Below are 23,907 nucleotides of genomic sequence, written 5' to 3' on the forward strand. Positions count from 1 at the left end.
GTGCGCTTACAGTGCGCTGGAGGCGGAGGCAGTCATACGGGGGCTGCTTTCGCGCTTGTCCTGCATTACATTGTTTTCTTTGGCCGCTGCTTCCTTGGCGCGCTGCTTTTCAACCAGGCTGCCCAGGGTGACCTTGGCCAGGTAGTCGAAAATGGTGGCGTTCAGGTTGGTCCACAAGTCGTGGGTCATGCAGCGGTGATTGTCGTGACAGTTTTCGCGGCCGCCGCACTGGGTGGCATCAACCGGCTCGTCCACGGCGGCAATGATGTCGGCCACGGAAATATCGGCAGGGATGCGAGCCAGGGTATAACCGCCGCCAGGGCCGCGTACGCTGTCTACCAGTTCGGAACGGCGCAGTTTGCCGAACAACTGTTCCAGGTAGGAAAGGGAAATGCTCTGGCGCTCGCTGATGCCGGCCAGGGTTACCGGGCCATTGGCTTCACGCATGGCCAGGTCCAGCATGGCGGTAACCGCAAAGCGGCCTTTGGTAGTGAGACGCATGTTTTTTACTCCGGTGGGTGGTTAAGCTGATTATACCCAATTCCCGACTAATTTTGTCAACTATTAATCGCGCATCTGATGTGCGCCAAGCGGACAGGAACATGCTGCATGCGTCGGGCCAGAAGCAGCTGGACAAAGGCAAAGTTGAGCATTTTACTAGGTTTATCAAGAGCCGGGGGCTTTAATTGCAGGGCAGCGCGCAGCTTGGTGTATCATTCAAGCAAACGCCCGTTTACATGGGTGCCATCACAGGTACCGCCTGTTGCATGTGGGCATTGGTGTGCGCTGGCACGCGCGCAGTGCCGGCCACTTGCCACAGGCGGTGTCTTTGTCAGAGAGAGACAGGGAAATGAAGAAAGTGGTCATCAGCGGCTCCGGCTTGTTCACGCCGCCGCACGCTGTCAGCAACGAAGAACTGGTCGTCGCTTTCAATCAATATGTTGCCAGCTGGAATGCGGCACATGCGGCTGAAATTGCGGCCGGAACCGTGGCGGCGCTGGCCGAATCCAGTGCGGAATTCATCGAGAAGGCATCCGGTATCAAGCAGCGTTTCCTGATGGACAAGGACGGGGTGCTGGATCCGGCGCGCATGACGCCTTACCTGCCTGAGCGCAGCAATGATGTGCTGTCCATCCAGGCCGAGATGGGCGTTGCCGCGGCTACGGCCGCGCTGGCGCAAGCTGGCAAGACAGCTGCTGATATCAACATGGTGCTGGTGGCTTGTTCCAACATGCAGCGTCCCTACCCGGCGGTGTCCATTGAAATCCAGCAGGCGCTGGGAGTGCAGGGCTATGCCTTCGATATGAATGTGGCCTGCTCGTCCGCTACCTTCGGCATCCAGACTGCGGTGAATGCCATCCAGAGCGGCCAGGCGCGCGCCGTGCTGGTGATCAGCCCGGAAATCTGCTCGGCCCACCTCAACTTCCGCGACCGCGACAGCCATTTCATTTTTGGTGATGCCTGCACCGCGCTGGTGCTGGAAGCTGCCGAATCGGCCACCTCGTCCGAGCAGTTCGAGATTCTGGGTACCCGTCTGGCCACCGTGTTTTCCAACAATATCCGCAATAACTTCGGCTTTTTGAACCGTTGTGACGAGCAGGGGATTGGTCAGGTCGACAAACTGTTTGTGCAGCAGGGCCGCAAGGTGTTCAAGGAAGTATGTCCGATGGTGGGCGAGCATATCGTGCAACATCTGGAAAGCCTGGATATCCAGCCGCAGCAGGTCAGCCGCTTCTGGCTGCATCAGGCCAATCTGGCGATGAATCAGCTGATAGCCCGTCGCGTGCTGGGGCGTGATGCCACCGAGCAGGAGGCACCAGTCATTCTGGACCGCTATGCCAATACCAGCTCGGCCGGTTCCATCATCGCATTCCATTTGCGACGAGCTGGTATGAGTAAAGGTAATGTTGGCGTGATTTCGTCCTTTGGCGCGGGCTACTCGGTGGGCAGTGTTGTGGTTAAAAAGTGCTAGTTTTTGCCCTTGTCGGCCTGCCGCAGGAAGCATAAAAGCGAAAATGAGGCAGGATGCTTGTCAAACCAGACCTCACTGCCTAATGTATTCCACCAATGCAGACCCACAAGGTTTGCTGTGAGATACAGAAGATCGAACAAGACACAAAGTCGTACACAAGGAAAAGGAAGAACAATGCAAGCTGCAAAGAAAATGCTGCTGGCCGCCGGCCTGATCGCCTCGGCCTCGATGGCTGCACAAGCTGCAGGAACGCTCGTATATTGCTCCGAGGGCAGCCCGGCGGGTTTCGACCCGGGTCAGTACACCACGGGCACCGACTTTGATGCCTCTGCCGAAACCGTATTCAACCGCCTGGTACAATTCCAGCGCGGCGGTACCAAGGTGGTACCGGGCCTGGCTGAGAAATGGGATGTGGCTGCCGACGGTCTGTCCTACACCTTCCATCTGCGCAAGGGCGTGAAGATTCAGACCACTGACTACTTCAAGCCGACGCGCGACTTCAATGCGGACGACGTGGTGTTCACCTTCGACCGCATGCTCAACAAGAACAACGCCTTCCGCAAGGCTTATCCGACCGAATTCCCGTATTTCACCGATATGGGCATGGATGAGAACATCACCAAGGTGGAAAAGCTGGATGCCAATACCGTCAAGTTCACGCTGAAGAGCATCGACGCGGCCTTCCTGCAGAACCTGGCGATGAGCTTTGCCTCCATCCAGTCGGCCGAATATGCCGACAAGCTGTTGAAGGCAGGCACCCCGCAGCTGATCAACCAGCAACCGGTTGGTACCGGCCCCTTCATCTTCAAGCGCTACCAGAAGGATTCCCAGATCCGCTTTGCTGCCAACAAGCAGTACTGGGACAAGGCGGATGGCCCGAAAGTGGATAACCTGGTGTTTGCCATCACCACCGACCCGTCCGTGCGCTACCAGAAGCTGAAGGCTGGCGAGTGCCAGATTACCGCTTACCCGCGTCCGACCGACATCGCCGCGATGAAGGCCGACAGCAAGCTGAACGTGATTTCCCAAGCCGGCTTCAACCTGGGCTACCTGGCCTACAACGTGAAGCACAAGCCGCTGGAAAAACTGGAAGTGCGCCAGGCGCTGGACATGGCTGTCAACAAGAAAGCCATCATCGACGCCGTGTATCAGGGTGCTGGCCAGGCTGCCACCAACCCGATGCCGCCGACCCAGTGGTCCTACAACAAGAGCCTGAAGGATGCGCCGTACAGCGTGGAAAAAGCCAAGGCCCTGCTGGCCAAGGCTGGCTACCCGAATGGCTTCGACATCACCCTGTGGGCGATGCCGGTACAGCGTCCGTACAACCCCAATGCCAAGCTGATGGCCGAAATGGTACAGGCTGACTGGGCCAAGATCGGCGTCAAGGCCAAGATCACCACCTACGAATGGGGCGAGTACATCAAGCGCGCCAAGGCTGGCGAGCATGATGCCATGCTGATCGGCTGGACCGGTGACAATGGTGATCCGGACAACTGGCTGGGCACCCAGCTGGGCTGCGAAGCCATGAACGGCAACAACTTTGCCAAGTGGTGCTACAAGCCGTTTGAAGACCTGCTGCAAAAAGCCAAGCGCACCACCAATGTGGCCGAGCGCACCAAGCTGTACATGAAGGCACAGGAAATCTACAAACAGCAGCTGCCTTTCACCACCATTGCCCACTCCACCGTGGTACAGCCGATGTCCAAGTCGGTGCTTGGCTTCAAGGTCAGCCCGTTCGGCCTGAACTCCTTCTACGGCGTCAGCGTCAAGTAAGCAAGTCCGACCTCCTTGCCAGGAGGTCTTTGGCATCGGGGGCGCAAGCCCCCGATGTTTTGCATGAAACACTACCGCATCCTGTCATCAGAGCAAGAGCGGTGGCGCCGGCAGGGCTGGCCATGCAGCATCGGCAGTGCATACCGGAAGTGATACAGTCTTGCGCCATCACCACATGGCGACAGGCTTGACCTGCATCAAAGGCATGCTTGCCGCCGGGTGATATCGTTCACTCCGTCGCGGCGAAGGCGTAGCTGATGTAGGTGGGTGGTTCAGCTGGCGTCTTCGGCCCGACACCTCCGCGCTTCCCTTCTGCTGTCCTGCTGCTTTTTCCTTGCCGGTTTTCATGACATTCCCATCCACGATCTGGGTCTGAAATAAAGGTGTCCGTCTGCCATGCTGTAAAGCAGGCCGGATACACGGGAGAAGTACGTATGTTGTCTTTCATTTTCCGCAGGCTGGGTTTGCTGATTCCCACGTTCTTCGGCATTACCTTGCTCACCTTCGGCCTTATCCGCATGATCCCCGGCGACCCGGTGGAAGTCATGGTGGGTGAGCGCACACTCGACCCGCAAATGCATGCAGATGCCATGCACCGCCTTGGGCTGGACAAGCCGTTGTACGCGCAGTACGTCGACTACATCGGCAATTTGCTGCATGGCAATCTGGGTGAGTCGCTGGTGACCAAAACCAGCGTGTGGACCGAGTTCAAGACCCTGTTCCCCGCCACGCTGGAACTGGCACTGGCCGCCATGGCCTTTGCCGTGGTGTTCGGCCTGCTGGCCGGGGTGATTGCCGCCATCAAGCGCGGCTCCATCTTCGACCATGGCGTGATGGGCATTTCGCTCACCGGCTTTTCCATGCCGATTTTCTGGTGGGGCCTCATCCTTATCATGTTCTTCTCGGTCAAGCTGGGCTGGACGCCGGTTTCCGGGCGGCTGGACCTGGCCTTCGACATCACGCCGCGCACCGGTTTCATGCTGATCGACACCTGGCTGGCCGAAGCGGCCGATCCGTCTGCCAATGCCGGTGCCTTCAAGGATGCGCTGATGCATCTGATCCTGCCTGCCATCGTGCTGGGCACCATCCCGCTGGCGGTGATTGCACGGATGACCCGTTCTTCCATGCTGGAAGTGCTGCGTGAAGACTATGTGCGTACCGCACGGGCCAAGGGCCTGTCGCCGGCGCGGGTGATTTTTGTCCACACCCTGCGCAATGCGCTGATTCCGGTGCTGACGGTGATCGGCCTGCAAGTGGGCACGCTGATGGGTGGTGCGGTGCTGACCGAAACCATCTTCTCCTGGCCCGGCATCGGCAAGTGGCTGATCGACGCCATCAGCCGCCGTGACTACCCGGTGGTGCAAAACGGCATCTTGATCGTGGCCACGCTGGTGATCATCACCAACTTCCTGGTGGACATTCTGTACGGTGTTGCCAACCCGCGCATCCGCCACGCCAAATAACGCTTGCAGGTATCGACATGACTAATGCAAACATGCAGAACGCTGCCGTGCCCGCTGAAGATGCGGCAGTCAACTATCCCTCGCCACTCAAGGAATTCTGGCAGGGTTTTTCCTATAACAAGGGCGCGGTTGCCGGCCTGATCTTCATGAGCATCGTGGTGCTGTGTGCCGTGCTGGCTCCGCTGGTGGCACCGTACAGCCCGATCGAGCAATACCGCGACCATCTGCTGACGCCGCCGGCCTGGCTGGATGGCGGCTCCAGTGCCTTCCTGCTGGGTACCGATGAGCTGGGCCGCGACATCCTGTCACGCCTGATCTACGGTGCACGCCTGTCGCTGTTCATCGGCCTGTGCTCGGTGTTGCTGGCCATGGTGCCCGGCGTGGTGCTGGGTCTGCTGGCGGCCTTCTTTCCCAAGGTGCTGGGCGGCGTGATCATGCGGGTAATGGACATCATGATGGCCTTGCCGTCCCTGCTGCTTGCGGTGGCCATCATGGCCATCCTGGGGCCGGGCCTGCTCAATGCCATGATTGCCATTGCCACGGTATCCCTGCCTGCCTATGTGCGACTGACCCGTGCTTCGGCCATGACCGAACTGAACCGCGACTACGTCACCGCTTCGCGCGTGTCCGGTGCCGGCCTGTTCCGTCTGATGTTCAACACCGTGCTGCCCAACTGCATGGCTCCCTTGATCGTGCATGCCACCATGAGCTTCTCCTCGGCCATTCTGGAAATTGCCGCACTGGGCTTTCTGGGCCTGGGCGTGCAACCGCCTACGCCGGAGTGGGGCACCATGCTGGCCTCGGCCCGTGATTACATCGAACGTGCCTGGTGGGTGGTGTCGCTGCCTGGTCTCACCATTTTGCTGTCGGTACTGGCCATCAACCTGATGGGTGACGGCCTGCGCGATGCGCTGGACCCGAAACTGAAGCGCGCCGCCTGAGGAGGGAAGTATGAGTCTGCTGGAAATCAAGAACCTCTCGGTGGAGTTCGGTTCGGAAAAGAATCCCTTCCGCGCAGTGGAAGGACTGGACCTGAGCGTCAATCAGGGCGAAATCGTCGGCATCGTCGGCGAATCCGGTTCGGGCAAGTCAGTCACCATGATGGCCATGATGGGCCTGCTGGAAGGGCAGGGCCGCATTGTGGCGGATACCCTGCAATTTGATGGCAAGAATCTGCTCACCATCTCGGCGCGCGAGCGTCGCAAGATCGTCGGCAAGGATATCGCCATGATCTTCCAGGACCCGATGACCTCGCTCAACCCCAGCTACACCGTGGGTTACCAGATCATGGAAGTGCTGAAAATCCACCAGGGACTGCGTGGTGCCGCACTGAAACAGCGCGCGCTGGAACTGATGGAAATGGTGGAAATCCCGGCGGCGGCCAGCCGGCTGAATGCCTATCCGCACCAGTTGTCCGGTGGCATGAGCCAGCGCGTGGTGATTGCCATGGCCATTGCCTGTAATCCCAAGCTGCTGATTGCCGACGAGCCCACCACCGCACTGGATGTGACCATCCAGGCGCAAATCATGGACTTGCTGGTCAATCTGCAGAAAAGCCAGAACATGGCCCTGATCATGATTACCCATGACCTGGCCGTGGTGGCCGAAGTGGCGCACAAGGTGGCGGTGATGTATGCAGGGCAAGTGGCGGAAATGGCCAAGGTGCCGGGCATCTTCCGTACCCCGACTCATCCGTATACCGAGGCGTTGCTCAAGTCCATTCCGGAACACAGCAAGGGCGCGCATCGCCTGTCCACCCTGCCTGGCATCGTGCCGGGACAGTACGACCGGCCAAGCGGCTGCCTGTTGTCTCCGCGCTGTCCCTATGTCCAGGACAAGTGCAAGGCCCAGCGACCGGGCCTGACCGCCATTGACGGTGGCGTCGTACGCTGCCACTACCCGATTACGGCCAAGGAGGCATGATGAGTACCGTATTGCAGGCACGGGACCTCACCCGTTATTACGATGTGGCCCAGGGTTTTCTCAAGCCGTCGGCACAGGTCAAGGCGCTGAACGGCGTATCGTTTGAATTGCAGGCTGGCAAGACGCTGGCAGTGGTGGGCGAATCCGGCTGTGGCAAGTCCACGCTGGCACGCCAGCTGACGCTGATCGAGCCGCCGACTTCCGGTTCGCTGCTGCTGGACGGGCAGGATGCCGCCACGGCCGGCAAGGCCGAACTGAAAGCCATGCGCACCAAGGTGCAGATGGTGTTCCAGAACCCCTACGCCTCGCTCAACCCGCGCCAGAAGATCGGCACCCAGCTGGGCGAGCCGCTGGACATCAATACCAGCCTGTCTGCCAGCGAGCGCGAAGAGCGCGTGCGCGCCATGATGACGCGGGTTGGTTTGCGTCCGGAACATTACTACCGCTACCCGCACATGTTCTCCGGTGGCCAGCGCCAGCGTATCGCCATTGCCCGCGCCATGATGCTCAACCCCAAGATCGTGGTGGCGGATGAGCCCACCTCGGCGCTGGACGTTTCCATCCAGGCCCAGGTGCTCAACCTGTTCATGGATCTGCAGGAAGAGTTCAACACCGCCTATGTGTTCATCTCGCACAATCTGGCAGTGGTGGAGCATGTGGCTGACGACTTGATGGTGATGTATCTGGGCCGTGCGGTGGAAGTGGGTGCCAAGGAAAAGATCTATTCCCGACCGCTGCATCCTTATACCCAGGCCTTGTTGTCCGCCACGCCTTCCATCCATCCGGAAGACCGGCGCGTCAAGATCAAGATCCATGGCGAATTGCCCAGCCCGCTGAATCCGCCGTCCGGCTGCACCTTCCACAAGCGCTGCCCGTTTGCCAACGAGCGTTGCCAGCAGGAAGTGCCGGAACTGCGTGCGCTGGATGAGCGCATGGTGGCCTGCCATCACGCTGAAAACATCAACAGCTGACCCATTCCGGTGCGGTTTTCATGACAAGGGCCGGCTTTTTGTCGGCCTTTCTTGCTTCTTGCACCAGAATGTTCTGCAATCATGATGTAAATGACGCAAAACCCTACTGTTATGCCGCATTTTTGGCGCAGCGCAACAAAAATGCCTTTACCCTCCCACTACTGCACGATACAGTCGCCATGGCACACACATCCAAAGGAAAACGAGAAGTGAAAAGAGCCGTGTATGCCGGAAGTTTCGACCCGGTCACCAACGGTCACTTGTGGATGATTCGCGAAGCCGTAGAGCTGTTCGACGAACTCATCGTGGCAGTCGGCGTGAACCCGGAAAAGCACTGTACCTTCAGTGTTGACGAACGCGTCGAGATGCTGCGTGCCGTTACGCGTGGTTTCAACAAGCTGCGGGTCGATGTATTCGAAAACCAGTTCCTGGTGAACTACGCCCAGAGCATTGGTGCCAACTACATCATTCGCGGTATTCGCACCGCCAGCGACTACGAATACGAACGCACCATGCGTTATATCAATTCCGACCTGCACCCGGACATCACCACCATCTTCCTGCTGCCGCCGCGGGAATATGCCGAAGTGTCCTCCACCATGGTCAAGGGCTTGGTCGGTCCGCGTGGCTGGCAAAACATGATCCGCCAGTATCTGCCCGAGCCGGTCTATCGCAAGCTGATCGCCATGTACCAGCCGGAATAGGCGGTCAGGCAGGACTTGCTGATGCGCGCGCCGGTCGCTTATGCTGGCGCGCGTTTTGTTTTTGTCCGAATGAATTACCCGGCAGTGCCACACCGGCTGCTGTCGCCAAGGAATGTTATGGTCGATGTCTCCGCCTTTGCCAACCGGCTGCAGAAAAATTACAAGCACTACGCCAAGTGGGCCTCCCGCCAGGGGCTGGATGCCTGGCGTGTCTACGACAAGGACGTACCGCAGTTTCCGCTGGCGGTAGACCTGTACGGTGACCGGGTGCATCTGCAGGAGTACGACACCGGCTGGGAAATGGAAGACGATGTCTACCAGCAATGGATTGCCGCCATCATGGCTGCCATCGCGGTAGTCACTGGCCGCGATGAATCCGCCATCACCCTGAAAAGCCGCCGTCGCCAGAAGGGCGTCAGCCAGTACGAAAAAGTGGGCAAGCTGGGCGATGACTTCATCGTGCACGAATTCGGCCAGCGCTTCATCGTCAATCTGGATGCCTATCTGGACACCGGCCTGTTCCTTGATCACCGCAACACCCGCAAACGCGTGCGTGAAGAAGCCGCGGGCAAGCGCTTTCTCAATCTGTTTGCCTATACCGGCAGCTTCACCGTCTACGCCGGTGCCGGCGGTGCAGTCAGCTCGGAAACCGTCGACATGTCCAATACCTATCAGGACTGGTCGCGCCGCAATTTCGAGCTGAACGGACTGGATCTCGCCCGCCATCAACTGGTGCGTGCCGACGTATTCCAGTATCTGGAGCAAGCGGTGGACGAGGGCAAGCAGTTCGACCTCATCGTGATGGACCCGCCCACCTTCTCCAATTCCAAGAAAATGCAGGACATCCTCGACGTCCAGCGCGACCATGTCTGGCTCATCGACTACGCCATGGCATTGCTGGCACCGGGCGGTACCTTGTACTTCTCCAATAATCTGCGCAGCTTCGTGCTGGACGAACGCCTGGCCGAGGACTATCACATCCGCGATATCAGCGGGCAGTCCGTGCCGGAAGACTTCCGCAACCGCAAGATCCACCAGTGTTACCAACTGAAAAAGAAAGCCAGCTGACATGCCACAAGTCATCATGCAATACAGCAGTGGGCTGCAACTGGATGTCCCCGCCACCTTGCTGGCCATCAATCAGGCATTACTGGCTAGCGGCCAGTTCCAGGCAGAAGACATCAAAAGCCGGGCCATCCTGTTGCAAGACTGGCTCACCGGCACCACTCCGGGTAGCGCTCCGTTCGTGCACCTGCAACTCCGTATCCTGAGCGGTCGTGACTTGCCCACTCGTCAACAGCTGTCCGACAGCCTGCTGCCCGTCCTGCAACAACAGATTCAAGGCCCCACCGGCACCCAGCTTTGCGTGGAAGTCTGTCAGATGGAACGCGACAGCTACCGCAAATGCTGGCTGTAATACCGTTGGCAGAACATGAAGGCTCACAACAGTGAGCCTTTTTTCTGCCTGAACCCGCCACAAACCGGCGCACAGCTCTTGTAAAAGCCAGCACACATCCCATCTTGCTGCTACCACCTATATATACATGCCGGTTACCGGCAAGGAGCGCAGCATGGCCACCATCAATATCACCGGCAGCAGTTTCAATGAAACCGTCGACAAGGGCGGCATCGTCATTCTGGATTTCTGGGCCGAATGGTGTGGCCCCTGCAAAATGTTTGGCCCTACCTTTGAAGCGGCTGCGCTCAAGCACACTGATATCGTGTTCGGCAAAATCAATACTGAAGAAGAACAAGAACTGGCTGGCCATTTCCAGATCCGCTCCATCCCCACCCTGATGGCGCTCAAAGACGGCATCATCGTCTTCAACCAGGCTGGCGCGATGATGCCAGCGCAGCTGGAAGAGTTGATCAAGGCACTGCGTGATCTCGACATGGAAAAGGTCAAGGCAGATATCGCCGCACAAGAAGAATGATGACCGTGCTTGAACGCACGCCATGCAAAAAGCCCGGCCCAGCCGGGCTTTTTGCTGCCTGTGTCGGTGCTGAGACCAGCTTTTTGCGTCAGTTTTCACCGCCGGTCGGTGCCGGAAGGGATGATAGTCGAGCATTGGCTGTGCACCCGCAGCAAAACAGTCATGAAACCCGCATTTCATAAAGCATTACCGTTCAGTGACTTAGCGGTCTGTGCGACGGAATTTTGGCAAAACCTGCAGATTTCTTCGCACAAAGTGTTGACGAGGGTGGGGCAGGGCGGTATAGTTCGCCTCCTCAGCAGACAACGCAGCGACGGAAACGAAACGCAGCGACCTGCACCGCTCTTTAAAAAACAGAATAACCGATAGGTGTGAGTGCTTGGCGAAAGCCACACTTGCACTGCGAGAGAGAAAGTAAACAGTCCAAGAAGTACTTGTTTATTCTTTGATCTTGCGTGCCAGAAATTTGCTATGAGATTGAACTGAAGAGTTTGATCCTGGCTCAGATTGAACGCTGGCGGCATGCTTTACACATGCAAGTCGAACGGTAACAGGGAGCTTGCTCCGCTGACGAGTGGCGAACGGGTGAGTAATGCGTCGGAACGTGCCGAGTAGTGGGGGATAACTATCCGAAAGGATAGCTAATACCGCATACGCTTCGAGAAGGAAAGCAGGGGATCGCAAGACCTTGCGCTATTCGAGCGGCCGACGTCTGATTAGCTAGTTGGTGAGGTAAAGGCTCACCAAGGCATCGATCAGTAGCGGGTCTGAGAGGATGATCCGCCACACTGGGACTGAGACACGGCCCAGACTCCTACGGGAGGCAGCAGTGGGGAATTTTGGACAATGGGCGCAAGCCTGATCCAGCCATGCCGCGTGTCTGAAGAAGGCCTTCGGGTTGTAAAGGACTTTTGTCAGGGAGGAAATCCCTAGCGCTAATATCGCTGGGGGATGACAGTACCTGAAGAATAAGCACCGGCTAACTACGTGCCAGCAGCCGCGGTAATACGTAGGGTGCAAGCGTTAATCGGAATTACTGGGCGTAAAGCGTGCGCAGGCGGTTGTGTAAGTCTGATGTGAAAGCCCCGGGCTTAACCTGGGAACTGCATTGGAGACTGCACAGCTAGAGTGCGTCAGAGGGGGGTAGAATTCCGCGTGTAGCAGTGAAATGCGTAGAGATGCGGAGGAATACCGATGGCGAAGGCAGCCCCCTGGGATGACACTGACGCTCATGCACGAAAGCGTGGGGAGCAAACAGGATTAGATACCCTGGTAGTCCACGCCCTAAACGATGTCAACTAGCTGTTGGGGGTTTGAATCCTTGGTAGCGTAGCTAACGCGAGAAGTTGACCGCCTGGGGAGTACGGCCGCAAGGTTAAAACTCAAAGGAATTGACGGGGACCCGCACAAGCGGTGGATGATGTGGATTAATTCGATGCAACGCGAAAAACCTTACCTGGTCTTGACATGTACAGAACTTTCCAGAGATGGATTGGTGCCCGAAAGGGAGCTGTAACACAGGTGCTGCATGGCTGTCGTCAGCTCGTGTCGTGAGATGTTGGGTTAAGTCCCGCAACGAGCGCAACCCTTGCCATTAGTTGCTACCATTCAGTTGAGCACTCTAATGGGACTGCCGGTGACAAACCGGAGGAAGGTGGGGATGACGTCAAGTCCTCATGGCCCTTATGACCAGGGCTTCACACGTCATACAATGGTCGGTACAGAGGGTAGCCAAGCCGCGAGGTGGAGCCAATCTCATAAAACCGATCGTAGTCCGGATCGCACTCTGCAACTCGAGTGCGTGAAGTCGGAATCGCTAGTAATCGCAGATCAGCATGCTGCGGTGAATACGTTCCCGGGTCTTGTACACACCGCCCGTCACACCATGGGAGTGAGTTTCACCAGAAGTGGGTAGGCTAACCGTAAGGAGGCCGCTTACCACGGTGGGATTCATGACTGGGGTGAAGTCGTAACAAGGTAGCCGTAGGGGAACCTGCGGCTGGATCACCTCCTTTCTAGAGAAGGCGATCGTCAAGTATTCACAGCCTATCGGTTATTCGAGATTTTAAGGGTTTGACTGGGTTTGTAGCTCAGCTGGTTAGAGCACTGTGTTGATAACGCAGGGGTCGAAGGTTCGAGTCCTTCCAGACCCACCAGTTTGGGGGATTAGCTCAGTTGGGAGAGCACCTGCTTTGCAAGCAGGGGGTCGTCGGTTCGATCCCGTCATCCTCCACCACCACCTTACAGTGCAAACAAAAGCGCACACAGCGAGTTTTATTGCTGCGTGGATTTTTGTTTGCGTTGTGTAGACAATGCCCGATCTTTAACAAACTGAAGAAGCCGAATTAATTAGACGGCGAGATGAAACACCTGCAGTTAAGTCTGCAAGTGGGACAAATCGTCATCTTGGGAATTTGATTGTATCTAATGTCATGTCGCCATATCAAAAGGGGCGGTGTGACATGTCGCACAAACACAATCCTGTCGGATTGGTAATCTAGGTTACTGAAATGATAGGGTCAAGCGACTAAGTGCATCTGGTGGATGCCTTGGCGATCACAGGCGATGAAGGACGTGTAAGCCTGCGAAAAGCGCGGGGGAGCTGGCAATAGAGCTTTGATCCCGCGATATCCGAATGGGGAAACCCACCCGCAAGGGTATCCCGTACTGAATACATAGGTACGTGGAAGCGAACCGAGTGAACTGAAACATCTAAGTAACTCGAGGAAAAGAAATCAACCGAGATTCCGTCAGTAGTGGCGAGCGAACGCGGAATAGCCTGTATGTGATAAAGATTGAGATAGTGGAAGGACCTGGAAATGTCCGCCATAGTGGGTGATAGCCCCGTACACGAAATTTCATTCTTGGTACTGAGCATACGAAAAGTAGGGCGGGACACGCGAAATCCTGTCTGAAGATGGGGGGACCATCCTCCAAGGCTAAATACTCGTGATCGACCGATAGTGAACCAGTACCGTGAGGGAAAGGCGAAAAGAACCCCGGGAGGGGAGTGAAATAGAACCTAAAACCGGATGCATACAAACAGTGGGAGCCTCGCAAGGGGTGACTGCGTACCTTTTGTATAATGGGTCAGCGACTTACGTTCAGTAGCAAGCTTAACCGCATAGGGGAGGCGTAGGGAAACCGAGTCCGAATAGGGCGTCTTAGTTGCTGGGCGTAGACCCGAAACCGAGTGATCTATCCATGGCCAGGATGAAGGTGCGGTAACACGCACTGGAGGTCCGAACCCACTAGTGTTGCAAAACTAGGGGATGAGCTGTGGATAGGGGTGAAAGGCTAAACAAACTCGGAGATAGCTGGTTCTCCCCGAAAACTATTTAGGTAGTGCCTCATGTATCACTTCCGGGGGTAAAGCACTGTTATGGCTAGGGGGTCATTGCGATTTACCAAACCATGGCAAACTCTGAATACCGGAAAGTGCGAGCATGGGAGACAGACGGTGGGTGCTAACGTCCATCGTCAAGAGGGAAACAACCCAGACCGCCAGCTAAGGTCCCAAATGATCAGTTAAGTGGTAAACGAAGTGGGAAGGCCCAGACAGCCAGGATGTTGGCTTAGAAGCAGCCATCATTTAAAGAAAGCGTAATAGCTCACTGGTCGAGTCGTCCTGCGCGGAAGATGTAACGGGGCTCAAACTGATAACCGAAGCTGCGGATTTGCACGTAAGTGCAGATGGTAGGGGAGCGTTCTGTAGGTCTGTGAAGGTGTCTCGTAAGGGATGCTGGAGATATCAGAAGTGCGAATGCTGACATGAGTAGCGATAAAGCGGGTGAAAAGCCCGCTCGCCGAAAGCCCAAGGTTTCCTACGCAACGTTCATCGGCGTAGGGTGAGTCGGCCCCTAAGGCGAGGCTGAAAAGCGTAGTCGATGGGAAACGGGTTAAAATTCCCGTACTTTTGTGTAGTGCGATGTGGGGACGGAGAAGGTTAGGTCAGCGGCCTGTTGGAATAGGTCGTTCAAGCCGGTAGGCGTGAAGGGTAGGCAAATCCGCGCTTCTTTAACGCCGAGAAGTGATAACGAGGGTCTACGGACCTGAAGTGACTGATACCACGCTTCCAGGAAAAGCCACTAAGCTTCAGCTACACAAGAACCGTACCGCAAACCGACACAGGTGGGCAGGATGAGAATTCTAAGGCGCTTGAGAGAACTCAGGAGAAGGAACTCGGCAAATTGATACCGTAACTTCGGGAGAAGGTATGCCTGTTGTGGTGAACACCCTGCGGTGGGAGCTACGACAGGTCGCAGAGAATCGGTGGCTGCGACTGTTTATCAAAAACACAGCACTGTGCCAACACGAAAGTGGACGTATACGGTGTGACGCCTGCCCGGTGCTGGAAGGTTAAGTGATGGGGTGCAAGCTCTTGATCGAAGCCCCAGTAAACGGCGGCCGTAACTATAACGGTCCTAAGGTAGCGAAATTCCTTGTCGGGTAAGTTCCGACCCGCACGAATGGCGTAACGATGGCCACACTGTCTCCTCCTGAGACTCAGCGAAGTTGAAGTGTTTGTGAAGATGCAATCTCCCCGCTGCTAGACGGAAAGACCCCGTGAACCTTTACTGTAGCTTTGCATTGGACTTTGAAGTGGTTTGTGTAGGATAGGTGGGAGGCTTTGAAGCAGGGACGCTAGTTCCTGTGGAGCCGACCTTGAAATACCACCCTGACCCCTTTGAGGTTCTAACCTTGGTCCGTTATCCGGATTGGGGACAGTGCATGGTAGGCAGTTTGACTGGGGCGGTCTCCTCCCAAAGTGTAACGGAGGAGTTCGAAGGTTACCTAGGTACGGTCGGAAATCGTGCTGATAGTGCAATGGCAAAAGGTAGCTTAACTGCGAGACCGACAAGTCGAGCAGGTGCGAAAGCAGGACATAGTGATCCGGTGGTTCTGAATGGAAGGGCCATCGCTCAACGGATAAAAGGTACTCCGGGGATAACAGGCTGATACCGCCCAAGAGTTCACATCGACGGCGGTGTTTGGCACCTCGATGTCGGCTCATCACATCCTGGGGCTGTAGCCGGTCCCAAGGGTATGGCTGTTCGCCATTTAAAGTGGTACGTGAGCTGGGTTCAAAACGTCGTGAGACAGTTTGGTCCCTATCTGCAGTGGGCGTTGGAAGTTTGACGGGGGCTGCTCCTAGTACGAGAGGACCGGAGTGGACGAACCTCTGGTGTACCGGTTGTCACGCCAGTGGCATTGCCGGGTAGCTAAGTTCGGAAGAGATAAGCGCTGAAAGCATCTAAGCGCGAAACTCGCCTGAAGATGAGACTTCCCTGAGGGCTTGACCCTCCTGAAGAGTCGTTCGAGACCAGGACGTTGATAGGTCGGGTGTGGAAGCGCTGTGAGGCGTTAAGCTAACCGATACTAATTGCTCGTGAGGCTTGATCCTATCATTTGAGTGGCTTGGGAAACCGAGACCGGATGGATAGTGAATGTGCGACGCGATCAAAGATCCAAGATACTAATTAATACGGGAGTGGAGAGTAGGGAGTGGGGAATGAAATCCTGCCTTACGACACGCACCCGGAACGGAGAGCAGGACAAGAGCGGGCAGAGACAACTCTCTATTCCCCACTCCCTACTCCCCACAAGGCTTCTTCAAGTTTGTTGACAGTTTATGTCTGGTGGCCATAGCGAGGTGGTCCCACGCCTTCCCATCCCGAACAGGACCGTGAAACGCCTTAGCGCCGATGATAGTGTGGCATTCGCCATGTGAAAGTAGGACACTGCCAGACTCCCCCTTCGAAGCCCAGCTCACACGAGCTGGGCTTTGTGCATTTCGGCACCGGGTAACGGCTATGTGTCATGCTAGTGGATTGGTACTGATCATTTGGTACTGATCATGAGGAAAATTGCGGGTAACTTGCGGCCCCGATAGCGTGCAGAGTCAAACAAAAAGCCACCCTGGGGTGGCTTTTTGCATTGGTGCCGGCAATTTTTTGCCTTACAGCATTAGGTTGAGCATGCGGTCGATACGTACCCGACTCAGCCTGGTGAGGATGGTGCGGACCTTGAGCGGGTAGCTGCGCACACTTTCCAGTTGGCGGTAGTGATGGATGCGGGTGGTGTGCTGCAGGATATGTTGCTGCTCTGCATGGCTTTGGGCTTGCAGCTGTTGTTCCGGATCGTGGATCAGCAAGGCGTTTTCCAGATCCAGTCGGAAGGCTCGCGGGTTCATGTTGTTGCCGGTCAGCAGGATGTGCCGTGCATCACACCACATGCCTTTGAGGTGATAGCTGTTGTCACCATCTTTCCACAGGCACAGATTGAGCTTGCCGTTTTCGATCTGGGCCTGACGGCGCTTGGCGAAGCGGCGCAGATTCATTTCGTACAGATAGGGCAGGGCACCGATCAGCTTGAATGGCTCGGACTCGGGAATGAAAAAATCATTCGCGGTCTTGTCGCCCACGATGATGGTGACTTCAACGCCACGCCGTAGTGCACGGTTGATGGCGCGCAGCACGGCCATGGGGAAGTTGAAGTAAGGTGTGCAAATGACCAGGCGGTGCTGGGCATGAGCAATCAGCTGCAGGATGAGCCGGTTCAGCGCATTGCCCTTGCCCAGGCCGACAATCGGTGTGACCCCCATGCCTTGCTGGCTGACCTGTTGTCGCGGCAGGTGGTAGTGGGCCTGTTCCAGACGGCCACGAAAGGCACGGATTTCCTTGCGAATGCTGCGCGTGGCCGGGACCGGTTTGTCGAGCCGGAATACCGCTTCGTCATTGCAGATGTGTTGCAGCATGAAACTGGCCATGCAGTCTGCCAGTGCCATGTTCTGAATCAGGTGGTAACGGTCGAAGCGGTATTTGTCCTGCTTGTGCAGGTAGACATTGTTGAGGCTGGCACCGCTGTAAATCACCAGGTCATCAATGATGAAGCCTTTCAGGTGCAGAACGCCGAACAGTTCCCGCGTTTGGGTCGGGACGCCATAGATCGGTACTTCTACCGCATGCAGGCTGGCCTCTTTCCGATACCAGGCGGCATTGCAGCTGGCATTGCTCTCACCAATGCGGCCACGTTGCGCACGATGCCAGTCCACCAGAATGCGTACATCCAGTGCCGGATTGCGCTGTTTGGCCGCAAAGATGGCGGCCAGTATTTCCTGTCCGGCTTCGTCCTGTTCCAGATAGAGTGCCGCTATATAAATGCGCTGTTGCGCGCAATCCAGTTTGCTCAGCAGCGTCTGGCGGAAGTCGGCGGCAGATGGCAGGGAAGCAAAATCGCTGGCCGTCAGCGCAAAGCGTGGCAGACGCTCCAGGGAAGGACGGGAAAGTAGAAATGCCATGTGAATTACGCGTAAAACAGTTGATCGGGGCATCCTAGCATCGTTTGCCTGTTTTGGGGGATGCAGCTGCCTGAGGTCTGTTGTGGCGCAAGTCCTGGCTGCATGATGTCTAGAAACCTAGCGCATCGCGCAGGCGGTAATACAGGCTGCCCAGCCGGATCAGGCTTTCCTCCATGGAGGCCGGCAGCGGTAGCGGGTGGGCATACAGCTTGTTGAAGATGTCAAAGCGGCCCAGGTCTCCGGCAATGGCTTCGGCAATCATCTGTCCGGCCACACCGGTGAAGGCCAGCCCATGTCCGGCAAAGCCCTGCGCATGGTAGACGCGCTGTCCCTGACGGCCAATCTGGGGCAGACGGGCCGGGCCAATATCCACGTGCCCACTCCAGGCGTAGTCGATCGGGCTGTTGTTGAGGCTGGGGAAAATGCTGACCATGCGGGCCTTCCGATCCGCAATCAGCGCTTGTCGTTGCGCATAGGGCCGGCTGGTGCGCCCGCCAAACAGCAGGCGGTGGTCTGGCGTCAGGCGGAAGTAGTCGAGCAGCTTGTCACTGCTGCAAACTGCTGCGCCTTCGGGTAGCAAGCTGGCGGCGTGTTCGGCTGTAAGCGGGGCGGTGGCGAGGATGTGCGACTCAACCGGCAGGATGCTGCGACGCAGCTGCGGTTGCAGTGCTCCGATATCGACATTGCAGGCCAGTACCATCTTGTCCGCCCGGATCCAGCCGCCGGGTGTGCCGATTTGCAGCCCCAGCCTGTCCTCGTCAATGGACGTGACCGGACTGTGTTCGAACAGCCTGACACCGGCGCGGGATGCCGCTCGTGCCAGCCCTTGTGCATATTTCAGTGGATGCAGGTGGCCGCAACCGCTGTCGTGCAGCGCAGCGGTATAGACGGGTGAGTTGATCTGCTCTGCCAGTTCCTTGCCTTCCAGCCATTGTGCATCGTGGTAGCCACAGCTGTGCAGCGTCGACAGTTGTTTGCGTAACTGCTGATGCTGGTGGCGATTGCTGGCGGTGGTGAGAAAACCCCAGCGCAAATCACAGTCGATGTGGTGCTGGTGAATGCGATTGGCAATCAGCGCCAGTCCGTCCAGCGAGGCTTCCCAGCATTGGCGGGCGGCACGGGTACCCAATTGCTGCTCGAAGGCCCGGAACGGGGCAGCAAAACCATGCAGGATTTGCCCGCCATTGCGTCCGGATGCACCAAAGCCCACCAGAGCACCTTCCAGTACGGCTACCGACAAGCCCTTTTCCACCAGGGTAAGGGCGGCTGACAATCCGGTCAGTCCCGCCCCCACCACGCAAACATCGCAGCGCATCACTTCACCCAGCACCGGGTAGCGTTCGCGCTGGGGAGCACTGGCGGCGTACCAGGAGTTGACGTGATGTCCGTCAAACTGACTGAGATGGGGTGCATGTTCGCGTTTCATCTGGCCTCTTTCACGCCTGACCAAGCAGATGGCGGTATTCCCAGGCTGTTACGGTCTGGTTGAATGCCTGCCATTCGCTCAGCTTGAGCTGACAATAGCTTGCAACAAAGTGCGGTCCCAGTAATTCTGCCAGTGCCTGATTGCCAGCCAGTCGTTCGATGGCTTCCAGCTGCGTGCGGGCAAAGGCATAGGGCCGGCCATAGGCGCTGCAATCGAGTGGGGCGCTTGGTTCCAGTTCCTGTTGCATGCCAAGCAAACCGCAGGCCAGGGTGGTGGCCAGAGCGAGATAGGGGTTGGCATCCACGCCCGGCAGCCGGTTTTCCACCCGGCGTGCCTGCGGGCCGCTATGTGGAACACGTAGCCCGCAGGTGCGATTGTCATGGCCCCATTCCACATTGATGGGCGCTGCGGTGAACGGTGCCAGCCGGCGATAGGAATTCACGTAAGGGGCAAGCAGCAGCAGGGCATCGGGCAGATAGCGCTGCAGGCCGCCGATATAGTGGGCAAAGCGCGCGGCAGGCTGGCCATTGTCCTGCGAGAAGGCATTTCGCTGGCTGTCGGCATGGATCAGGCTCTGATGGATATGCATGGCGCTACCGGCATCGTTGGCCAGCGGCTTGGCCATGAAGCAGGCTTCCAGACCATGGCGTGATGCAGCGTGGCGCACCATGCGCTTGAACAGGAAGGCCTGGTCGGCCAGAGCCAGTGCATCGCCGTGTTGCAGATTGATTTCCAGCTGCCCGCAACCGACTTCCTGCAGCAGGGTGTCGGCGCCGATGCCCAGCAGCTCGCAGCCATGGCGGATGTCTTCCAGCACGGCTTCCAGGTCGTGCAGCCGGTCCAGTGCATAGGGTTGGCGCAGGCTGTCGCTGGCCTTGCCGTAGCAGGCCGGGGCTTGAGGTGCCTCATCCAGCCCCTGGCGCCGTGCGAACAGGTAAAACTCCATCTCCGGTGCAACTACCGGCGTCAGCCCCTGTGCACGGTAGCGCTCGAGTACGCGGCGCAGCACATTGCGCGGTGCAAATTCCACCAGGCTGCCGTCCTCGTGATGGCAGTCGTGAATCAGCATGGCCGTGGGTTCGCGACACCAGGGCAGGCGGCGCAGTGTGCTGTAGTCGGGGTGCAGCACCATGTCCGGGTCCAGTTCGGGAACCAGCTCTTGCAGGCAGTCGCCGGTGATGCTTTGCATCAGGCCTACCTGGGAGAAGCGCAATTCGCTGCCGCTGGCCACGCTGCTGGCGGGGAGAATCTTGCCGCGTGCGCTACCGGTGATGTCGGAAAACAGGCATTCGACATGACGAATGCCGTGCTGATGCAGCCATTCTGCAGAAGTGTGCATGAAGGGGTCCTTGTGCGTTGATTTGTCGAGAGCCGCCCTTTGGGCGGGTAAAACGGCAAGACGCTAGCGGTGACCGACTGCAGTGAATGGCTGGATGAAAAAGCCCAGCGACAGGGCGGTCGGATTGACCCAGGCGCACGGCACCGACACTGCAGCAGGCAGTGCATGGCGCATGGCGATGGGTGAATGGACGGGCATGGTCGCTTGGTTTTCCGTGTGGAGTGAAACAGTTGTTGTGCTGGATTTTTAAACGCCTTTGCCCTGCAGCGTCAATTTATTTCATGCCCGGGTAAAGCCAGTGTGGTGGAATCGCAGCTTGTGCCTCGCGTCAGGCGCATGGCAAGAGCTGTCGAAATGTGCAAAAATTCGGTCAACTAGACGAATTGCAGGTTTTTTTCATGCTGGACCGGGACGGATATCGCCCCAATGTCGGAATCATCCTCATCAACGGAAAAAATGAGGTGTTCTGGGGCAAGCGGGTACGCGAACATTCCTGGCAATTTCCGCAAGGAGGCATCAAGCCGGGCGAAAGTCCGGAAGCGGCAATGTACCGCGAGCTTCTGGAGGAAGTCGGGCTGTTGCCGCAACATGTCAAGATTGTGGGGCGAACCCGCGACTGGCTGCGTTACGAAGTGCCCAGCAACTGGGTGCGCCGCGAATGGCGTGGCAGCTACAAGGGGCAGAAGCAGATCTGGTTCCTGTTGCGGCTGACCGGGCGCGACTGCGACGTCTGCCTGCGTGCCAGCAGCCATCCGGAGTTCGATGGCTGGCGCTGGAATGATTACTGGGCACCGGTGGATGCCGTCATCGAGTTCAAGCGTGATGTGTATATCCGCGCGCTGACCGAGCTGTCCCGTTTCCTCAAGGGAATGGAAAGCTACGACGCCTTCCTGCAGCGCATGCGCCAGCCGGCCAAGGCGGCGCCGCTGGCCGAAGGTCTGCCGGGCCCGCAGCAGGATCACTGAACCGCCTGGCGGTTTGCTTCACCCATCTAGCAAGCGGCGGCCCTGGGCTGCCGTTTGAGCATCATGGCCATCCCTGCGGGGATGGTGACATCACCAGGCAGGCCCTGCGCACAGGGCCGCTACAGGCGACGATATATTTATGACTCAACAGTACGACGAATCTTCGGTACGAGTGCTCAAGGGGCTGGAGCCGGTCAAGGAAAGGCCGGGCATGTACACCCGCACCACCGACCCCACCCATATCTGTCAGGAAGTGATTGATAACGCGGCTGACGAGGCGCTGGGCGGCTATGCCCGCAAGATTGCCGTTACCGTGCATCAGGATGGTTCCTTGTCGGTGGAAGACGATGGCCGCGGTATTCCCGTAGGCCTGCATCCGCAAGAAGGCGTGCCGGTGGTGGAGCTGGTATTCACCCGGCTGCATGCCGGCGGCAAGTTCAACAAGAAGGATGGCGGTGCCTATGCCTTCTCCGGTGGCCTGCATGGCGTAGGTGTGTCGGTGACCAATGCCTTGTCTACCCGGCTGGAAGTCGAGGTCAAGCGCGAGGGTGGCGTGCACCGCCTGGTGTTTTCCGGCGGTGATGTGATCGAACCCCTGGCCCGCGTTGGCGACTGCGGCCCGCGCACCAGCGGCACCCGGGTGCGGGTATGGCCGGATGGCAAGTATTTTGAAAGCCCGCGTTATTCCTTGCCGGAACTGGAGCGCCTGCTGCGCGCCAAGGCGGTGTTGCTGCCCGGCGTGGCGGTATCGCTGACCGTTGAGAAGCCCAGTGGCGACGAGGTCAAGGTATGGCAGTACCCGCAGGGCCTGAAGAGCTATCTGGCCGAGCTGTGCAACGGCGATGAGCCGATTGCGCCGCTGTTTGCCGCCGAGGCCTATATCGGTGACGACCACGAGCAATTTGCCAAGGGCGAAGGCGTGCAGTGGGCGATGGCCTGGTTTGAAGACGGCGCCAGCGGCGAGAGCTATGTCAACCTGATTCCCACCCCGTCCGGCGGCACCCACGAAGCAGGTTTGCGTGCAGGCGTGTTTGATGCGGTGAAGAGCTTCATCGACCACCACAACCTGCTGCCGCGTGGCGTCAAGCTGATGGCGGAAGACGTGTGGAGCCGGGTGCGCTTCGTGTTGTCGGCCCGCGTGCTGGACCCGCAATTCCAGGGCCAGACCAAGGACAAGCTTACCAGCCGTGATGCGCTGAAACTGATTTCCAGCCTGTCGCGCGATCCGGTGGAGCTATGGCTGAACCAGAATGTGGAAGCGGGCAAGAAGATTGCCGAACTGGCCATTCGCCAGGCGCAGTCGCGTCTGAAGTCAGTCAAGAAGGTGGAAAAGAAAAAAGGCTCCGGCGTAGCCGTGTTGCCGGGCAAGCTGACTGATTGCGAAAGCGAAGACATCGAACGCAACGAGCTGTTCCTGGTAGAGGGGGACTCTGCCGGTGGCTCGGCCAAGCTGGCGCGCGACAAGGAATACCAGGCCATCCTGCCTTTGCGCGGCAAGGTGCTCAACAGTTGGGAAACCGACAAGGATCAGCTGTTTTCCAATGCGGAAATCCACGATATTTCCGTTGCCATCGGCGTGGACCCGCACGGGCCGGATGATCACCCGGACCTGTCCAGCCAGCGTTACGGCAAGATTGCCATCCTGTCCGATGCCGACGTGGACGGCTCGCACATCCAGGTGCTGTTGCTTACCTTGTTCTTCCGCCATTTCCCGCGCCTGATCGAAAACGGCAATATCTACATCGCGCAGCCGCCGCTGTTCCGCGTGGATGTGCCGGGTTCGGGCAAGAACCGTCCGCCACGCAAGATTTACGCGCTGGACGAGGGCGAGCTCAATGCCATTCTGGACCGTCTGCGCAGTGAGAATGTGCGCGAAGGCAGCTGGGGCATTTCCCGCTTCAAAGGTCTGGGCGAGATGAACCCGGAACAGCTGAAGGACACCACCATGAATCCGGATACCCGCCGCCTGTCGCGGGTGCAGGTGCGTCCGGGTGAAATGGCGCAAACCCTGTCCACCTTTGTCATGCTGATGGGCAAGGGCGAGGCTTCCAGCCGCCGTAGCTGGATGGAAGCCAAGGGTAACGAGGTGGAAGCCGATATCTGAGCCAGCTGCTGTGTGGCGTTGATGGGCAATGCA

17 protein-coding genes, 2 tRNA genes and 3 rRNA genes are annotated in these 23,907 nt (G+C 57.8%); 17 read left to right on the plus strand and 5 right to left on the minus strand.

Annotated elements, in window-relative coordinates; translation table 11 throughout:
• Positions 1 to 6: 6 nt before the first annotated feature.
• A complete protein-coding gene (iscR, locus tag DKK66_RS11005) occupies positions 7 to 501 on the minus strand; it encodes a Fe-S cluster assembly transcriptional regulator IscR (RefSeq protein ID WP_045848180.1) in 495 nt (164 codons plus the stop codon).
• Between the two features lie 349 nt (positions 502 to 850).
• On the opposite strand from iscR, the gene DKK66_RS11010 reads away from it, so the two are divergent.
• The 15 genes from DKK66_RS11010 to rrf all read left to right on the plus strand — a co-directional run bounded on the left by DKK66_RS11010 (position 851) and on the right by rrf (position 16,490).
• The gene (locus DKK66_RS11010) at positions 851 to 1,972 is read left to right on the plus strand and encodes a beta-ketoacyl-ACP synthase III (RefSeq protein ID WP_131358011.1); all 1,122 of its coding nucleotides are present in this window, start codon (positions 851 to 853) and stop codon (positions 1,970 to 1,972) included.
• A gap of 174 nt (positions 1,973 to 2,146) precedes the next feature.
• Positions 2,147 to 3,745, plus strand: a complete 1,599-nt coding sequence (locus DKK66_RS11015; protein WP_062790240.1) for an ABC transporter substrate-binding protein — start codon at positions 2,147 to 2,149, stop codon at positions 3,743 to 3,745.
• Positions 3,746 to 4,179: 434 nt separating this feature from the next.
• A complete protein-coding gene (locus tag DKK66_RS11020) occupies positions 4,180 to 5,208 on the plus strand; it encodes an ABC transporter permease subunit (protein WP_062790237.1) in 1,029 nt (342 codons plus the stop codon).
• Between the two features lie 17 nt (positions 5,209 to 5,225).
• On the plus strand, positions 5,226 to 6,149 hold the full coding sequence (locus DKK66_RS11025) for an ABC transporter permease subunit (protein ID WP_193394093.1): 924 nt from the start codon (positions 5,226 to 5,228) through the stop codon (positions 6,147 to 6,149).
• A 10-nt stretch (positions 6,150 to 6,159) separates the two neighbouring features.
• A complete protein-coding gene (locus tag DKK66_RS11030) occupies positions 6,160 to 7,131 on the plus strand; it encodes an ABC transporter ATP-binding protein (RefSeq protein WP_062790234.1) in 972 nt (323 codons plus the stop codon).
• A complete protein-coding gene (locus DKK66_RS11035; RefSeq protein ID WP_131360966.1) occupies positions 7,131 to 8,102 on the plus strand; it encodes a peptide ABC transporter ATP-binding protein in 972 nt (323 codons plus the stop codon). Before DKK66_RS11030 ends, DKK66_RS11035 begins: the two co-directional genes overlap by 1 nt.
• Before the next feature lie 179 nt (positions 8,103 to 8,281).
• On the plus strand, positions 8,282 to 8,806 hold the full coding sequence (gene coaD, locus DKK66_RS11040) for a pantetheine-phosphate adenylyltransferase (protein WP_045848205.1): 525 nt from the start codon (positions 8,282 to 8,284) through the stop codon (positions 8,804 to 8,806).
• Between the two features lie 117 nt (positions 8,807 to 8,923).
• Positions 8,924 to 9,874, plus strand: coding sequence for a class I SAM-dependent methyltransferase (locus DKK66_RS11045; RefSeq protein ID WP_045848173.1), 951 nt, complete (start codon positions 8,924 to 8,926; stop codon positions 9,872 to 9,874).
• Between the two features lies 1 nt (position 9,875).
• Positions 9,876 to 10,223 (plus strand): 5-carboxymethyl-2-hydroxymuconate Delta-isomerase, encoded by a 348-nt coding sequence (locus DKK66_RS11050; protein WP_131358014.1) that lies wholly within the window; start codon positions 9,876 to 9,878, stop codon positions 10,221 to 10,223.
• A 154-nt stretch (positions 10,224 to 10,377) separates the two neighbouring features.
• Positions 10,378 to 10,740, plus strand: coding sequence for a thioredoxin (gene trxA, locus DKK66_RS11055; RefSeq protein ID WP_045848204.1), 363 nt, complete (start codon positions 10,378 to 10,380; stop codon positions 10,738 to 10,740).
• Positions 10,741 to 11,219: 479 nt separating this feature from the next.
• A 16S ribosomal RNA gene (locus DKK66_RS11060) occupies positions 11,220 to 12,755 on the plus strand.
• A 64-nt stretch (positions 12,756 to 12,819) separates the two neighbouring features.
• Positions 12,820 to 12,896, plus strand: a tRNA-Ile gene (locus DKK66_RS11065).
• Between the two features lie 4 nt (positions 12,897 to 12,900).
• A tRNA-Ala gene (locus DKK66_RS11070) sits at positions 12,901 to 12,976 on the plus strand.
• A gap of 281 nt (positions 12,977 to 13,257) precedes the next feature.
• Positions 13,258 to 16,144 (plus strand): 23S ribosomal RNA (locus DKK66_RS11075).
• 231 nt (positions 16,145 to 16,375) lie between these two features.
• Positions 16,376 to 16,490 (plus strand): 5S ribosomal RNA (gene rrf, locus DKK66_RS11080).
• Together the 16S, 23S and 5S rRNA genes with 2 tRNA genes alongside form the textbook arrangement of a ribosomal RNA operon.
• Positions 16,491 to 16,699: 209 nt before the next feature.
• On the opposite strand, the gene pssA is transcribed toward rrf, so the two are convergent.
• The 4 genes from pssA to DKK66_RS20595 all read right to left on the minus strand — a co-directional run bounded on the left by pssA (position 16,700) and on the right by DKK66_RS20595 (position 21,003).
• The gene (pssA, locus tag DKK66_RS11085; RefSeq protein ID WP_131358017.1) at positions 16,700 to 18,040 is read right to left on the minus strand and encodes a CDP-diacylglycerol--serine O-phosphatidyltransferase; all 1,341 of its coding nucleotides are present in this window, start codon (positions 18,038 to 18,040) and stop codon (positions 16,700 to 16,702) included.
• A 109-nt stretch (positions 18,041 to 18,149) separates the two neighbouring features.
• The gene (locus tag DKK66_RS11090; protein WP_131358020.1) at positions 18,150 to 19,466 is read right to left on the minus strand and encodes an FAD-binding oxidoreductase; all 1,317 of its coding nucleotides are present in this window, start codon (positions 19,464 to 19,466) and stop codon (positions 18,150 to 18,152) included.
• Between the two features lie 10 nt (positions 19,467 to 19,476).
• Positions 19,477 to 20,805, minus strand: coding sequence for a glutamine synthetase family protein (locus DKK66_RS11095; protein ID WP_131358023.1), 1,329 nt, complete (start codon positions 20,803 to 20,805; stop codon positions 19,477 to 19,479).
• A 63-nt stretch (positions 20,806 to 20,868) separates the two neighbouring features.
• Entirely contained in the window at positions 20,869 to 21,003 is a 135-nt protein-coding gene (locus DKK66_RS20595; protein ID WP_255434112.1) for a hypothetical protein, read from the minus strand.
• A gap of 200 nt (positions 21,004 to 21,203) precedes the next feature.
• Between DKK66_RS20595 and DKK66_RS11100 the strand changes: the two genes are divergently transcribed.
• Positions 21,204 to 21,770: an RNA pyrophosphohydrolase gene (locus DKK66_RS11100; RefSeq protein WP_045848710.1), complete on the plus strand. Its 567-nt coding sequence runs from the start codon at positions 21,204 to 21,206 to the stop codon at positions 21,768 to 21,770.
• Between the two features lie 133 nt (positions 21,771 to 21,903).
• Positions 21,904 to 23,874 carry a DNA topoisomerase IV subunit B gene (gene parE / locus DKK66_RS11105; protein ID WP_370303002.1) on the plus strand — a complete coding sequence of 657 codons (1,971 nt, stop codon included), beginning with the start codon at positions 21,904 to 21,906 and terminating at the stop codon, positions 23,872 to 23,874.
• Positions 23,875 to 23,907 lie beyond the last annotated feature (33 nt).

The sequence above is a fragment of the Aquitalea sp. USM4 genome (assembly GCF_004328945.1).
Lineage (GTDB): Bacteria > Pseudomonadota > Gammaproteobacteria > Burkholderiales > Chromobacteriaceae > Aquitalea > Aquitalea pelogenes.